Below are 13,892 nucleotides of genomic sequence, written 5' to 3'. Positions count from 1 at the left end.
CGACTACTGCGCGGCAGGTCCCGCTGCATCGGGCTTGGCCGCCGGGGTGGCGGGTGCTGCCGGGGTGGCGGGGGCTGCGGCGGGGGTCGCCGTGCCGCCGGTGGGCAGCGCGTCGCCCTTCATCGAGGCCCGGATCTGCTCGAGCCGGCTGTGCCCGGCCATCTGGACGCTGGCCTGCTGGACCTCCATCATGCGGCCCTGCACCGAGTTCTGCGCCAGCTCGGCGGAACCGAGCGCATCCGCGTAACGACGCTCGATCTTGTCGCGGACCTCGTCCAGGTTCGGGGTGTTGCCCGGCGCGGAGAGCGTGCTGTCCATGGAGCGCAGCGAGTCGCTGACCTTCTCCTGCATCTTCGCCTGCTCGAGCTGGCTCAGCAGCTTGGTCCGCTCGGCGACCTTGGCCTGCAGGGCCATCGCGTTCTGCTCGACGGCCTTCTTGGCCTGGGTGGCGGCCTGCAGCGACTGGTCGTGCAGCGCCTTGAGGTCCTCGACGCCCTGCTCGGCGGTGACGAGCTGCGCGGCGAACGCCTCGGCGGCATTGGTGTACTGGGTGGCCTTCTCGACGTCACCGGCCGTGGCGGCCTGATCCGCCAACGTGACCGCCTGACGGGCATTGGCGTTGAGCTTCTCCACCTCGTCGAGCTGGCGGCTGAGCTTCATCTCCAGCTGGCGCTGGTTACCGATCACCGACGCGGCCTGCTGGGAAAGTGCCTGGTGCTGACGCTGCGCGTCCTCGATCGCCTGCTGAATCTGAACCTTCGGGTCGGCCTTCTCGTCGATCTTCGCATTGAAGAGCGCCATCAGGTACTTCCATGCCTTGACGAACGGATTAGCCATGGGTTGATCCTGCCTCCATTTGATGCGCCGCGCGATGCGCGACCCGATGCGCGACCGTCACGCACCGGAACACGGGCACTGCCCTACCTGCTGGTCGGACCCACCAGTCGAGCACTGGTGGTCACACACAAATCTATCGGTTCGGACGACCGCTGGCATCCTCGCCACGGCCCAATTGTCAAGAACTTATGCGGCGGCGAGCGCGGTGGCGTTCGGAGCCGGGATCACCATGCGGGTGTCCTCGGCGATGCGTGGCGAACCGCCTGCCACACCGGGGGTCGCGCTCGCGGGGGCCACGTTGGAGTTCGCCGGGGCGCCGCGATCGGCGGCGGAATCCGACAGCGACTCGCTGACGTCGTACAGAACCTCGGACAGGGGCACTTCGAGGGCATCGCAAATGGCCGCCAGCAGCTCGCTGGAGGCCTCCTTGCGCCCGCGTTCCACCTCGGAGAGATAGCCCAGGCTCACCCGCGCCGTGCCCGAGACCTCACGCAGGGTTCGGCTCTGCGAGACCCTCGCACGCCGCAGACTGTCACCGATTGCTTCACGCAACAGCACCGCCATGTGGCTCCTCCTTCATCTCCGCCCAACAGCTTGTTCAACGCCCGAGGGTTCCGAAATGGTTCCCGGTGGCCGCGGCTTGAGCAAACCGAGCCTATCCCGCCGCGGCCGCGCGCATGCGGACTAGGAGTGCCGACACGGCCGATCTGACCGCGCCGCTCCGAATCGCCCACCGATCACCGGCGAGTTCGAGCCGCTCCGCCGAGACCCCGTCGGGTCCGGCGATACCGAGGTAGACCGTGCCGACCGGCCTGCCATCCTGCGGGTCGGGTCCCGCGACACCGGTCAAACCCACACCCCAGTCGGCCCCGCACCGGGCCTGCGCGCCCACCGCCAGCGCCCTGGCCGTGCTCGCGGCGACAGGACCGTCCGAGGCCAGCACCGCGGGATCGACGCCCGCGAGGCCGGCCTTGAGATCTGTCGCGTACACCACCAGGCCGCCGCGCAGCACCAGGCTCGCGCCCGGAATACCGGCGATGGTGGCCGCGAGCAGCCCCGCGGTCAGCGACTCCGCGGTGGCGACCGTCTGGCCCCGCGAGGTGAGAGCGGACACCAGATCAGCCGCCTCGGTCCCGGCGACCAAGGGGTCGGTCATCGCCCGGGTTCGTGCGGGTGAACGCCTGCCCTGAGGCGAACCGCCTGGATCACGTAGTCCAGTCCGGTCACGACCGTGAGGAAGACCGCCAGGCCCATCGCGATCGCGCTCACCGTCGCCCAACCGGCGGGCAGCGGCAGCAGATACATGCCGATGGCAAGGGATTGCACGAGCGTCTTGAGCTTGCCGCCCCGTCCCGCGGGAATCACTCCGTGCCGCAGGACCGCGAAACGCATCAGGGTGATCCCGAGTTCGCGGGCCGCGATGATCGCCGTGACCCACCAGCTGAGATCGCCGAGCACCGACAGCCCCACCAGTGCGGCACCGATCAGGGCCTTGTCGGCGATGGGATCGGCGAGCTTGCCGAAGTCGGTGACGAGTCCGTACTTCCGCGCGAGCTGGCCGTCGATCCGGTCTGTGATCGCCGCGACCGCGAAGACGATCGTGGCGATGATCCGCCAGAAGGTCGAGTGCCCGCCGTCCATGAACAGCGTCACCAGGAAGACCGGGACCAGGAAGATGCGGAGCACGGTGAGGATGTTGGCGATGTTGACCACGGGCACCGGCTTCTCGTGCGGCACGCCGCCGGAGACCGGTGCCACCTCAGTCCCCGAGTCCCGGCGCCCGCCGGACGCCATCTCGTCGTGCGACTGCGCGGTCACCGGGCCGCCACCCACGCAGCGCGAGACGCCACCCCGTAGAAGAGGGTTTCGTCGCGGGAGCTGTCCAATCGGGCGGGCACATGGCTAAGAATATCGGTTGGCTCCATGACTACTCTTCACCACATGACCTCTGGGCCCATGACCTCCGATCCAGACGCTCCGACCGTCCGCCGCGCGCGAACCTCCGACGTGCCGCAGATCAAGCGCCTGATCGACATCTACGCGGGCCGGATCCTGCTCGAGAAGAACCTCGTGACCCTCTACGAGGCCGTTCAGGAGTTCTGGATCGTCGAACTCGACGGCGAGGTGATCGGTTGTGGCGCACTGCATGTCCTGTGGGCCGACCTCGGCGAGGTACGCACGGTCGCCGTCGACCCGAAGGTCAAGGGCCGCGGCATCGGGCACCTCGTGGTCGCACAGCTCGTCCAGGTCGCGCGCGAGCTCGAACTCGGGCGCGTGTTCGTGCTCACCTTCGAGGTCGACTTCTTCGGCAAGCACGGTTTCGTGGAGATCGAGGGGACCCCGGTGACCGCGGAGGTGTTCGGCGAGATGTGCCGGTCCTACGACACCGGCGTGGCGGAGTTCCTCGACCTCAGCTACGTGAAGCCGAACACGCTCGGCAACACCCGCATGCTCCTCACCCTCTAGAGACCCGCCAACCCCTCACCGAAAGCGAGCCCCCATGCCCATCGTCGCCGTCGAGTACACCTACAGCGAGGCCACCACCGCCGCCAGGGACGAGATCCGGCCCGACCACCGCGCGTGGCTGTCCGGACTGGTCGAGCGCGGCACCGTGCTGACCACGGGACCGTTCGCGGACGGCAGCGGCGCACTGATCCTGGCGACGGCCGAGGACGTCGCGGCCGTGCGCTCGCTCTTCACCAACGACCCGTTCGCCAAGGCCGGCCTCGTCGAGGCCGCACGGTTCACCGAATGGACGCCGGTGATGGGCGCATTCTCCTGATACAGCTGCGCCGCGGGTGGTGCGGTCACGAGTCCTCGGACTCCGTGATCGCGCCACCGCGGCGTCAGCGTATTGCTCGGCTTACTTGGCGGCGGTGTTGCGGGTCTTGAGCAGGCTCGCCACCGCGGTCACCACCAGCACACCGAGGATCACGAGCAGCGAGAATCCCGTGGAGATCACGGGGACGCTCACGGGCTCGCCGCCGTTGATGAACGGCAGGGTGTTCTCGTGCAGCGCGTGCAGCACCAGCTTCACGCCGATGAACGCGAGGATGATCGAGAGGCCGTAGGACAGGTACACCAGCCGCTCGAGCAGCCCGCCGATCAGGAAGTACAGCTGCCGCAGGCCCATCAGCGCGAACGCGTTCGCGGTGAACACGATGTACGGCTCCTTGGTGAGGCCGTAGATCGCCGGGATGGAGTCGAGCGCGAACAGGATGTCGGTGAACCCGATGGCGACGAGAGCCAGGAACAGGGGCGTGACCAGACGCTTGCCGTCGATCCTGGTGGTCAGCCGGTCGCCGTCGAACTCCTCGGTGGTCGGCAGGAACCGCTTGGCCAACGCGATGATCTTGCTCTCGCGTTCCTCCTCGACCTCCGCCTCGTGACCTGCCTCGCGGATCAGCTTGTACGCGGTGTAGACGAGGAAGATGCCGAACAGGTAGAAGACCCAGCTGTACGCGTTGATCGCCGCCGCGCCGACGGCGATGAAGGCACCGCGCATCACCAGGGCCATCACGATGCCGATCAGCAGCACCTTTTGTTGGTACTGACGGGGAATGGCGAAGGTCGACATGATGATCACGAACACGAACAGGTTGTCGACCGAGAGGGCCTTCTCGGTGACGTACCCGGCGAAATACTCACCGCCGTAGGTGCCGCCCCAGCCCCAGATGATCACGAAGCCGAACAGGATCGCGATGCAGATGTAGACGGCCGACCAGAAGGCGGATTCGCGGAAGGTGGGCTCGTGGGGGGTGCGCACGTGCGCGAAGAAGTCGAATACGAAGAGCCCCAGGATCACCAAGATGGTGACGATCCAGATGAGCGGAGTGACATGCATCAGCCAACGACCTCCGGTTGCCGATAGGTAGGGCACCGGAGGTCTCTCCCGCCGACGGTGCAGTCGACCGGCAACCCCGGAGCGGCAATGGTGCCGTTCGTGCTGACGAGGTTGCCACAGGAATGGGGGATACTCCCCTCCAAGGCCCGTTCATTCAACCACAACGCGGCCGGCCCGCCGGTCAGGCGCGAGCCGTTCCGACTCAGTCCTCCGGCTCGGACTCCGGGTCCCCGCCGCGGATCGACCACAGCAGCCCGTCCAGCTCGTCAGGCTTGATCAGCACGTCGCGGGCCTTGGAGCCCTCGCTGGGGCCGACCACTCCCCTGGTCTCCATCAGGTCCATCAGGCGACCCGCCTTGGCGAAGCCGACCCGGAGCTTGCGCTGCAGCATGGAGGTCGACCCGAACTGGCTGGTGACCACCAGTTCGACCGCCTGCAGCAGCACGTCCATGTCGTCACCGATGTCGGGATCGACGTCCTTCTTGTCTGCCGCCTTCGAGGCCGTGACGCCCTCGGTGTACTCGGGCTCGGCCTGGTTCTTGGAGAAGTCGACGATCGCGGAGATCTCTTCGTCGGTGATGAAGGCGCCCTGCAGACGGGTCGGCTTGCCTGCCCCCATCGGCAGGAACAGCGCGTCGCCCATACCGATCAGCTTCTCCGCCCCCGGCTGGTCGAGAATGACCCGCGAGTCCGTGAGCGAGGACGTCGCGAACGCAAGGCGGGAGGGCACGTTGGTCTTGATCAGTCCGGTGACCACGTCCACCGACGGACGTTGGGTGGCCAGCACCAGGTGGATGCCCGCCGCGCGCGCCTTCTGCGTGATCCGGACGATCGCCTCCTCCACGTCCCTCGGCGCCGTCATCATCAGGTCCGCGAGCTCGTCGACGATGGCGAGGATGTACGGGTACGGCCGGTACACGCGCTCGCTACCGAGCGGCGCCGTGATCTCCCCCGAGCGGACCTTCTTGTTGAAGTCGTCGACGTGCCGGACCTTGTTGGCCTGCATGTCCTGGTAGCGCTGCTCCATCTCCTCGACCAGCCACGCCAGCGCGGCCGCCGCCTTCTTCGGCTGGGTGATGATCGGGGTGATGAGGTGCGGGATGCCCTCGTACGGGGTCAGTTCCACCATCTTCGGGTCGATCAGGATCATCCGGATCTCGTCCGGGGTGGCCCGGGCGAGCAGCGAGACCAGCATGGAGTTCACGAAGCTGGACTTACCGGAGCCCGTCGAACCCGCAACCAGCAGGTGTGGCATCTTCGCCAGGTTGGCGCTGACGAAGTTGCCCTCGATGTCCTTGCCGAGGCCGATCACCAACGGGTGGTGATCCTTCCGGGTCGACGGCGCCGACAGCACATCCGCCAGGCGCACCATCTCCCGGTCCGAGTTCGGCACCTCGATGCCCACCGCGGACTTGCCGGGAATCGGCGCGAGCAACCGGACGTTGTCGGTCGCCACGGCGTACGCGATGTTGCGGGCCAGGGCGGTGATCTTCTCGACCTTGACGCCGGGACCGAGCTCCACCTCGTATCGGGTGACCGTCGGGCCGCGGGTGAAACCGGTGACCGCGGCGTCGATCTTGAACTGCTCGAGCACCTCGGTGATGGCCTCGATCATGGTGTCGTTGGCCGAACTGCGGGTCTTCGGCGGATCGCCCTCGATCAGCAGCGACGTCGGCGGCAACGTGTAGTCGCCCTCGATGACGCGGTCCGGGATCAGCATCGCGGGCGTCGTGTCCTCGGCCGCGGCCGGGGCGGGGGTCGGCTTCGGCTTCGGCCGCGGTCGGGCCGGGGGCGCCGGAGCGGCGGGCGGCGCCGCGATGACCTCGGTGACCGCCTCGTTCGCGGTCTCCCCGACCGGGTAGTTCGCGGCGGGCCCCACCGGCTCCTCCACCGGGTAGCCGTCGGCGTCGAACAGGGCCGGGTCGAAGTCCGACGGGTCCTGGCGCGCCCGACGGGATCGGCGCGCCGGCCGCAGGTTTCGCAGGTCCTCGAGGTCGTCGTGCCCCAGGTCGTCGTGCCCGTGGTCGTAGCCGTCCTCCGGGTCGTACGGCTCGTACTCGTCGGCGTGCCCGTGCACGCCGAACAGCGTCCGCATCCGCTCCGGGACCTCACGGACGGTGGTGCCGGTGACAAGCAGGACCCCGAACCCCATCGCCAGGATCAGCAGCGGGATGGAGAGCCACATGGTGAGGCCGTCGGTCAGCGGTCCACCGATGACATATCCGAGGAACCCCGCCGCGCCGGCCCTGCCCTCCGCATCGACGGGCGCCCCGCTGATGACGTGCCACACGCCCAGCGCGGGCAAGCCGATCAGCAGCGAACCGAGGATCAGCCGTGGCCGCACCTCCGGGTGCGGTTCCGAACGCATCAGCACCACCGCGATCGCGCCCGCGATGATCGGCAGGACCGCGCCCGCGCCACCGAAAAGCGCCCGCACCCCGGTCTCGATCCAGTCCCCGACCGGGCCGCCCGCGGCGAACCACATGGCGGCCGCGACGATCGCGCTGCCCGCGACGAGGCCGAGCGCGATTCCGTCCCTGCGGTGTCCCGGCTCGATGTCGGCGGCCTTGCTGACCGTCCTCGTCGTCGCGCCGACGCCGCGCGCCATCAGGGCCCAGCCGCGGCCCAGCCCTCGCCCGGCGGCCTTGAGCGGGCTCACCGGCGCCTTGGCGGCCGGCTTGCGCCTCGCCGCCTGTGCGTTGCTGCGCGGCGCCGTCGGCCTCCGCGGGGTGGTCACCGTCTTGGTGGTCCGGCCGCCCGACCGCGCCTTCGAACCACCCGACGCCGACGATCCCGAGCTCGCGGAGGACCGCGGCGAGGATGACGCGCTCTTGGTAGTTCTGGTCCCGGTCTTACCTGCCATGCACGTCAGGTTAGTCGCTGAGGCCCCATCGGGACCATCCGCAACACCCGCAACAGGGCTTCTAGATGCCGCGATCGAGCGACATCACACCCTGGACGGCCTGATCGGGGCCGGTGGCCTCGAGCCGGACCGCGTCGCGCCCGAAGGCGTGCAGGGCGAGCTCCGCGGGGTCACCGCGCAGCACCACGGTCTCGCCGCCTGCGCTGCGCACCGTGGCCCGACGTCCGTCCGGGCGCTCCAGCACGACCGAGCAGGACGCCAGTCGATATGCGCGCCTGCCCATCCGCCGGGCAACCGCCCACAGCGGACCCGCCCAGGCCGGATCGAGGATCCGGGGCTCCCAGTCCGGACCACCGCGCCGCACGTCCTCGTGGTGGACGAACATCTCGGCCAGATTCAGCTGCTCGTCGAAGGGCCGCATCAGCGACCACACGGGCGGACCCGTCCTGATCTGCTCGAGGAGGTCCTCGAAGGAACCGCGGGCGATCGACGCCTGCACCCGCTCGGTGTACCCGGAAAGGGCGGAGACCATGATGCCCGCGGCCGCATCGGGCCGTCGTTCGCGGAGCACCAGGTGTGCGGCCAGATCCCGGACGGTCCACTCGCCGCACAGCGTTGGCGCGTCGGGCCCGAACTCGGCCATCGTGACCACGAGCGCGAGACGCTCGTCGTGGGCCAGCTTCATGCCCGCCACGCTACTGCCGCGGCGGCCCGTCCGCGCGCTGACACGCACCCAGTACCGTCCCTGCGGTGCCCATCACCGAGATGATCGTCATCGCCCTCGCCGGTTTCGGCGCGGGCGCGATCAACGCCCTCGTCGGCTCGGGAACCCTGATCACCTTTCCCACCCTCGTCGCGTTCGGCTATCCGCCGGTGGTCGCCACGATGTCGAATGCGGTCGGCCTCGTTGCGGGTGGCGTGTCGAGCACCTGGGGATACCGCCGCGAGCTCCGCGGCCAATGGGACCGGCTGCGCTGGCAGATCCCGGCATCGCTGGTGGGAGCGGGCCTCGGCGCCTGGCTGCTGCTGCACCTGCCCGAGAAGGCGTTCGTCACGATCGTGCCGGTGCTGTTGGCACTCGCACTGATCCTGGTGGTCGCCGGTCCGCGGATCCAGGCCTGGGCCCGCGAGCGCGCGGAGGCCCAGGGCCGGGACGCCGAGCACGTCGGGCCTGGCCGGATGGCCGCACTGACCGCGGGTACCTTCGCGGTCGGGGTGTACGGCGGCTACTTCACGGCCGCACAGGGAATCCTGCTGGTGGGCGTGATGGGCGCCCTGCTGCCGGAGTCGATGCAGCGGATGAACGCCGCGAAGAACCTGCTCTCACTGCTGGTCAACATCGTTGCCGCCACGGCGTACACCCTGGTGGCCTTCGACCGGATCAGTTGGGCCGCAGCGGGACTCATCGCCGTCGGATCGCTCATCGGCGGAGCCATCGGCGCCAGGTACGGCCGACACCTCTCCCCGACGGCGCTCCGCGCCGTCATCGTCGTCGTCGGCCTGATCGGACTGTGGCGACTACTGTTCTGACACCCGCGCGCGGGCCGGCCCGGTGATCGAACCGGGCCGGCCGTCGCGAGGAGTGGTGGTGCGGCGGCTAGACGCCGATGACGGTCGGCACGATCATCGGCCGACGCCGGTACTTGTCCGCCACCCAGCGACCGACCACGCGCCGAACCGCCTGCGCGATCCGATGGGTGTCGGTGATGCCCTCGGACGCGAGCCGGGCGAGCTCCGCCTCGACGAGCACCGCGGCCTCCTTGAGCGCCGCCGGGTCGTCGGAGAAGCCGCGCCCGTGCACCTCGGGGGTGCTGACGGCCTTGCCGGTGTGCGTGTCCACGGCGAGCGAGATCGAGATGAATCCGCCCTCGCCGAGCACGAGCCGGTCCGAGAGGGTCGAGTCACCGACGTCGCCGACGGAGTTCCCGTCCACGTAGACCATGCCGACCGGGACCCGGCCCACGATCTCCGCGAGGCCGTCGACCATGTCCACCACGACGCCGTCCTCGGCGAGCACGATGCGCTCCTCCGGGACACCGGTGGCCTTGGCCAGCGCCGCATTGGCCCGCAGGTGCCGCCACTCGCCGTGCACGGGCATCGCGTTGGTCGGCCGCACCGCGTTGTACAGGTACAGCAGCTCGCCCGCCGAGGCGTGACCCGAGACGTGCACCTTCGCGCTCTGCTGGGTGACGACGGTGGCGCCGCGCTTGGCGAGGCCGTTGACCACCGCGAACACCGAGTTCTCGTTGCCGGGGATCAGTGAGGACGCGAGGACCACGAGGTCGTTCGCGCGGACGTTGATCTGCCGGTGCTCCCCGCGGGCCATCCGCGACAGCGCGGAGAGCGGTTCGCCCTGCGAGCCGGTGGAGATGAGCACCAGCCGGTCGTCGGGCAGGTTCGCCGCGGTGTCGACGTCGACGACGACGCCGTCGGGAACGGACAGATAGCCGAGGTCCTGGGCGATCTGCATGTTGCGGACCATGGACCGGCCGACGAACGCGATCCGGCGGTTGTACCGCACCGCGACGTCCACCACCTGTTGGATGCGGTGCACGTGGCTGGCGAACGACGCGACGATGACGCGCTGTTTGGCCTTGCCGATGACGTTGTCCAGGACACCGCCGATCTCCCGCTCGGGAGTGACGAAGCCGGGCACCTCGGCGTTGGTGGAGTCCACCAGGAACAGGTCGACACCCTCGTCGCCGAGCCGCGAGAAGCCCGCGAGGTCGGTCAGGCGGCCGTCGAGCGGCAGCTGGTCCAGCTTGATGTCGCCGGTGTGCAGCACGACGCCCGCGTCGGTGCGGATGGCGATGGCGATGGCGTCCGGAATCGAGTGGTTGACGGCGAAGTACTCGCACTCGAACGGGCCGTGCGTGGTGCGCTGACCCTCGATGACCTCGATCAGGTTCGGCCGCTGCCGGTGCTCGCGGCACTTGGCGGCGACCAGCGCGAGGGTGAACTTCGAGCCGATGACCGGCAGATCCGGGCGCAGGCGCAGCAGGAACGGGATCGCGCCGATGTGGTCCTCGTGACCGTGCGTGAGCACCACGGCCTCGACGTCCGCCATCCGGTCCTCGATGTACGCGAAGTCCGGGAGGATCAGGTCGACACCGGGCTGCTGGTCCTCGGGGAAGAGGACGCCGCAGTCGACGATGAGGATCTTGCCCTTGTGCTCGAAGACCGTCATGTTCCGGCCGATCTCGCCGATGCCGCCCAGCGCGACGACCCGCAGGCCGTTACGGGGCGCCTTCGGCGGGAGGCCGAGCCGTTCGGTCGGGTCGACGCCGACGCGGCCGTCCGGGCGCTGCCCACCGCCCGCGTTCTTCGGCTGCCGCTGCGGACGTCCCGAACCGCCCTGCGAACGAGACTTGGGGGCGTTGCCACCCTGCGACTTGGCGGCGGCGCCGCCCTGCGACTTCGCGCCACCGCGGCGACGCTTGGGTGCCTGCTCCTGCGCCGCAGGTGCCGACTCGGCCGGTGCCTGCTGCTGCGGCTGTTCGGGAGCAGGGGCCGGCGCCTGCTGCTGCGGGGCGGGGGCCTGCTGCTTCGGGGCGGCCTCGGGAGCCGCTGTGGGAGCCGGGGGTCCGGCCTGACGGCTGGCGCTGCGACGACGCGGCGGGCGAGTCATGACAGCACCCCTGCCGCGCGCAGGTCGGCGGCGAGGACCTCGACCTGATCCGGGCTCGGCGGCACCTGTGGCAATCGTGGGTCACCGACGTCGATGCCCTGCAGTCGCAGCCCGGCCTTCGAGGCCGAGACGCCACCGAGCAGGCCGAGCGAACGGATCAGCGGGAGCAGGCTCACGTTGATCTCACGGGCGCGGTCGTTGTCGCCCGCCAGGAACGCATCGCGCAGCTCGCGCAGGCGCCCCGGGACGAGGTGACCGATCACGCTGACGAAACCGGTGGCTCCGACGGAGAGCCACGGCAGGTTCAGCGGGTCATCGCCGGAGAAGAACTGCAGGTCCGTGTTCGCGATCAGCTCCGCGCCCGCGTTCAGGTCGCCCTTCGCGTCCTTGACCGCCAGGATCCGCGGGTGCTCGGCGAGCCGGTAGATCGTCTCGGTCTCGATCGGCACCACCGAGCGCGGCGGGATGTCGTACAGCATCACGGGCAGGTCCGTCGCGTCGGCGACCGCGGTGAAATGCGCCAGCAGGCCGGCCTGCGGCGGCTTCGAGTAGTACGGGGTGACGACGAGCAGTCCGTGCGCGCCCGCCCGAGCGGCGTCACGCGCCAGCTCGACGCTGTGTGCGGTGTCGTTGCTGCCCGCGCCCGCGATGATCCGGGCCCGGCTGCCGACGGCGTCGATGACCGCGCGCATCAGCTCGAGCTTCTCGTTCTCCGTGGTGGTGGGAGATTCACCGGTGGTGCCCGCGAGCACCAACCCGTCGCAGCCGCCGTCGACGAGGTGCGTCGCCAGCCGAACGCCCGCATCGACGTCCAGCTTCCCGTCGCCGGTAAACGGGGTCACCATCGCGGTCAGGATGGTGCCGAACGGATGCTCGACGGGGGCGGATTCACCGTTGGTCATGGTCAGAAGGTTACCCGGTGGGCAGGTGAAGATTGAACACCGCAGTGCCCGTGCCGAATCGCCCCGCTCAGTCGCGGTTGTCGAACTCGCTCACCGCGACCTCGGTGCCGTCCGGCAGTGTCGCGATCTCGAAGTCTCCGAACACATTCGGTGCTGCCTCCGTGAGCTGACGAAGGCATTCGATTGCCAGGCTGCGAATCTCCACGTCGGCATGCTCGGAGGCACGCATCGCGATGAAATGCCGCCACGCCCGGTAGTTGCCGGTGACGACCACCCGGGTCTCGGTCGCATTGGGCAGCACGGACCTCGCCGCCTGCCGTGCCAGGCGCGCCCGCAGCGACCCGTTCGGGACGTGCGCGAGCTTGGTCTCGAGCGCCTCGAGCAGTTCCACGTAGGCGGCGCGGCTGGCATCGGTCGCCGCCACGAACAGCGCTTCGAGTTCGGGGTCGCCGACCACGGCGGGCGGCACCACGACGTTCGCGTCCCGCTCGGTGACCGATCGCTGCGAGAGCTGCGAGTACGACAGGTGCCGATGCCGGATCAGCTCGTGCGTGCAGGAGCGCGAGATCCCCGTGATGTAGAAGCTCACGCTGCCGTGTTCGAGGACCGACAGGTGCCCGACCTCGAGCAGGTGACGCAGGTAGCCGGCATTGGTCGCGGTTCTCGGGTTCGGCTTCGACCAGCTCTGATAGCAGGCCCGACCGGCGAACTCGACGAGCGCCTCGCCGCCGTCGGCATCGGTCTCCCACGGCACGTCCGCCGGTGGGGCGAACTCCGTCTTCGCGATGAGTTGCACTTTCAGGGACACCGCTTGCCGCACTGCGTTCCTTCCTTGTCCTGCTCGTCCTGCTGAGTACTGCTCGCCGAATCACCGCACCCTATCGGCGCGACTCCTCGCGTTCACCTGAACGGTGTACCAACTCCTGTGTCCGAACGTCTTGGATCACCGCGCCGTGATCCGCGCCGACCCCCCATGGAGACACCTCGTGGCCCTCACCCCGAACCGTGCCCGCGTCCTGCGCGCGGCCGCCGCCCTCGCCGTCGGAACCTCGATCTTCGTCGGTTCCGCCGCAGGCACCGCACTCGCCGCGGCACCGGCGGCCGTCGAGCAGTCGACCTTCGACCGGTCTCTGCACCTCGAGGGCGCCAAGAACGCCCGCGACGTCGGCGGATACACCACCGTCGACGGCCGCACGGTCAAGACCGGGCTCGTCTTCCGCACCGATGCGCTGAACAAGCTGTCCCCCGCCGACCTCGCCAGGCTCGAGGGCCGCAACGTCAAGGCCGTCGACGACCTGCGCACCGTCTACGAGCGGGCCCTGCAGCCCGACCTCGTACCCGCAGGCGCCAAGGCCAACTGGTACGACGTGCTCGGCGCCTCACCCGTCACCACGCTGGTCGACCTGAACTCGGCGTACCGCGCCTTCATCACCGGCCCCGGTGCCAACCAGGCCTTCGCCGCCGTGCTCCGCGACATCCGCGACACCGACGGCGCGGTGCTCTTCCACTGCAGCGCGGGCAAGGACCGGACCGGCTGGACCGCGGCGGTGCTGCTGACGATCCTCGGTGTCGACCGCGCGACGGTGAACGCCGACTTCATGCTCAGCAACGTCTACCGCGGGGTCGACGCAACCAGCCCCACCGCGATGCTCGACGGCGTCAAGCAGGAATGGCTCGACAGCGCCTTCGCCACCGCCGACGAGCGGTACGGCAGCTTCGACAACTACGTGTACCAGGGCCTCGGTCTGACCGACTCCGACATCGCCGCACTCAAGGCGAAGCTGCTCGCCTGACGCCATGGCATCTTGACCGACGTCA

General features: G+C 69.3%; 14 protein-coding genes. 4 read left to right on the top strand and 10 right to left on the bottom strand.

Annotated elements, in window-relative coordinates; translation table 11 throughout:
• Positions 1-3 precede the first annotated feature (3 nt).
• From C8K38_RS09110 to pgsA, 4 genes are all read right to left on the bottom strand, one after another.
• Positions 4-837, bottom strand: a complete 834-nt coding sequence (locus tag C8K38_RS09110) for a PspA/IM30 family protein (RefSeq protein WP_097211193.1) — start codon at positions 835-837, stop codon at positions 4-6.
• A 186-nt stretch (positions 838-1,023) separates the two neighbouring features.
• Positions 1,024-1,401, bottom strand: coding sequence for a helix-turn-helix domain-containing protein (locus C8K38_RS09105; protein ID WP_097211192.1), 378 nt, complete (start codon positions 1,399-1,401; stop codon positions 1,024-1,026).
• 91 nt (positions 1,402-1,492) lie between these two features.
• Entirely contained in the window at positions 1,493-1,993 is a 501-nt protein-coding gene (locus C8K38_RS09100; RefSeq protein WP_097211191.1) for a CinA family protein, read from the bottom strand.
• Positions 1,990-2,631, bottom strand: a complete 642-nt coding sequence (gene pgsA / locus C8K38_RS09095; RefSeq protein WP_097211333.1) for a CDP-diacylglycerol--glycerol-3-phosphate 3-phosphatidyltransferase — start codon at positions 2,629-2,631, stop codon at positions 1,990-1,992. Before pgsA ends, C8K38_RS09100 begins: the two co-directional genes overlap by 4 nt.
• A 147-nt stretch (positions 2,632-2,778) precedes the next feature.
• Between pgsA and C8K38_RS09090 the strand changes: the two genes are divergently transcribed.
• A complete protein-coding gene (locus tag C8K38_RS09090) occupies positions 2,779-3,303 on the top strand; it encodes an amino-acid N-acetyltransferase (RefSeq protein WP_077041355.1) in 525 nt (174 codons plus the stop codon).
• A gap of 34 nt (positions 3,304-3,337) precedes the next feature.
• Positions 3,338-3,619, top strand: a complete 282-nt coding sequence (locus tag C8K38_RS09085) for a YciI family protein (protein WP_097211190.1) — start codon at positions 3,338-3,340, stop codon at positions 3,617-3,619.
• Between the two features lie 81 nt (positions 3,620-3,700).
• On the opposite strand, the gene C8K38_RS09080 is transcribed toward C8K38_RS09085, so the two are convergent.
• The 3 genes from C8K38_RS09080 to C8K38_RS09065 form a co-directional block, all read right to left on the bottom strand.
• Positions 3,701-4,681, bottom strand: coding sequence for a TerC family protein (locus tag C8K38_RS09080; RefSeq protein WP_097211189.1), 981 nt, complete (start codon positions 4,679-4,681; stop codon positions 3,701-3,703).
• Positions 4,682-4,883: 202 nt separating this feature from the next.
• Positions 4,884-7,544, bottom strand: a complete 2,661-nt coding sequence (locus C8K38_RS09075) for a DNA translocase FtsK (protein WP_179800504.1) — start codon at positions 7,542-7,544, stop codon at positions 4,884-4,886.
• A gap of 61 nt (positions 7,545-7,605) precedes the next feature.
• Entirely contained in the window at positions 7,606-8,229 is a 624-nt protein-coding gene (locus C8K38_RS09065) for a TIGR03085 family metal-binding protein (RefSeq protein WP_097211188.1), read from the bottom strand.
• A gap of 80 nt (positions 8,230-8,309) precedes the next feature.
• Here C8K38_RS09065 and C8K38_RS09060 point away from each other — a divergent pair, with 80 nt between their 5' ends.
• Complete coding sequence (locus tag C8K38_RS09060; RefSeq protein ID WP_179800513.1) at positions 8,310-9,074, top strand: sulfite exporter TauE/SafE family protein; 765 nt, start codon at positions 8,310-8,312, stop codon at positions 9,072-9,074.
• Positions 9,075-9,141: 67 nt separating this feature from the next.
• On the opposite strand, the gene C8K38_RS09055 is transcribed toward C8K38_RS09060, so the two are convergent.
• From C8K38_RS09055 to thyX, 3 genes are all read right to left on the bottom strand, one after another.
• Positions 9,142-11,172, bottom strand: coding sequence for a ribonuclease J (locus C8K38_RS09055; RefSeq protein ID WP_097211186.1), 2,031 nt, complete (start codon positions 11,170-11,172; stop codon positions 9,142-9,144).
• A complete protein-coding gene (gene dapA, locus C8K38_RS09050; protein ID WP_097211185.1) occupies positions 11,169-12,074 on the bottom strand; it encodes a 4-hydroxy-tetrahydrodipicolinate synthase in 906 nt (301 codons plus the stop codon). The genes C8K38_RS09055 and dapA overlap by 4 nt, the downstream gene beginning before the upstream one ends.
• Before the next feature lie 67 nt (positions 12,075-12,141).
• On the bottom strand, positions 12,142-12,894 hold the full coding sequence (thyX, locus tag C8K38_RS09045; RefSeq protein ID WP_097211184.1) for an FAD-dependent thymidylate synthase: 753 nt from the start codon (positions 12,892-12,894) through the stop codon (positions 12,142-12,144).
• A gap of 166 nt (positions 12,895-13,060) precedes the next feature.
• Here thyX and C8K38_RS09040 point away from each other — a divergent pair, with 166 nt between their 5' ends.
• Positions 13,061-13,867 carry a tyrosine-protein phosphatase gene (locus C8K38_RS09040; RefSeq protein WP_218840961.1) on the top strand — a complete coding sequence of 269 codons (807 nt, stop codon included), beginning with the start codon at positions 13,061-13,063 and terminating at the stop codon, positions 13,865-13,867.
• Positions 13,868-13,892: the final 25 nt, after the last annotated feature.

This window comes from Rhodococcus sp. OK611 (genome assembly GCF_003050885.1).
GTDB classification, from domain to species: Bacteria; Actinomycetota; Actinomycetes; order Mycobacteriales; family Mycobacteriaceae; genus Rhodococcus_G; species Rhodococcus_G oryzae.
This window is presented reverse-complemented; position numbering and strand designations above follow the sequence as displayed.

Excerpts from the sequence above, each read along its gene's own strand:
- C8K38_RS09090 (WP_077041355.1), top strand. The coding sequence starts at position 2,779 with ATGACCTCTGGGCCCATGACCTCCGATCCAGACGCTCCGACCGTCCGC.
- C8K38_RS09075 (WP_179800504.1), bottom strand. The coding sequence starts at position 7,544 with ATGGCAGGTAAGACCGGGACCAGAACTACCAAGAGCGCGTCATCCTCG.
- C8K38_RS09065 (WP_097211188.1), bottom strand. The coding sequence starts at position 8,229 with ATGAAGCTGGCCCACGACGAGCGTCTCGCGCTCGTGGTCACGATGGCC.
- C8K38_RS09085 (WP_097211190.1), top strand. The coding sequence starts at position 3,338 with ATGCCCATCGTCGCCGTCGAGTACACCTACAGCGAGGCCACCACCGCC.
- C8K38_RS09105 (WP_097211192.1), bottom strand. The coding sequence starts at position 1,401 with ATGGCGGTGCTGTTGCGTGAAGCAATCGGTGACAGTCTGCGGCGTGCG.
- C8K38_RS09060 (WP_179800513.1), top strand. The coding sequence starts at position 8,310 with ATGATCGTCATCGCCCTCGCCGGTTTCGGCGCGGGCGCGATCAACGCC.
- C8K38_RS09055 (WP_097211186.1), bottom strand. The coding sequence starts at position 11,172 with ATGACTCGCCCGCCGCGTCGTCGCAGCGCCAGCCGTCAGGCCGGACCC.
- C8K38_RS09110 (WP_097211193.1), bottom strand. The coding sequence starts at position 837 with ATGGCTAATCCGTTCGTCAAGGCATGGAAGTACCTGATGGCGCTCTTC.
- pgsA (WP_097211333.1), bottom strand. The coding sequence starts at position 2,631 with ATGGCGTCCGGCGGGCGCCGGGACTCGGGGACTGAGGTGGCACCGGTC.
- C8K38_RS09100 (WP_097211191.1), bottom strand. The coding sequence starts at position 1,993 with ATGACCGACCCCTTGGTCGCCGGGACCGAGGCGGCTGATCTGGTGTCC.
- C8K38_RS09080 (WP_097211189.1), bottom strand. The coding sequence starts at position 4,681 with ATGCATGTCACTCCGCTCATCTGGATCGTCACCATCTTGGTGATCCTG.
- dapA (WP_097211185.1), bottom strand. The coding sequence starts at position 12,074 with ATGACCAACGGTGAATCCGCCCCCGTCGAGCATCCGTTCGGCACCATC.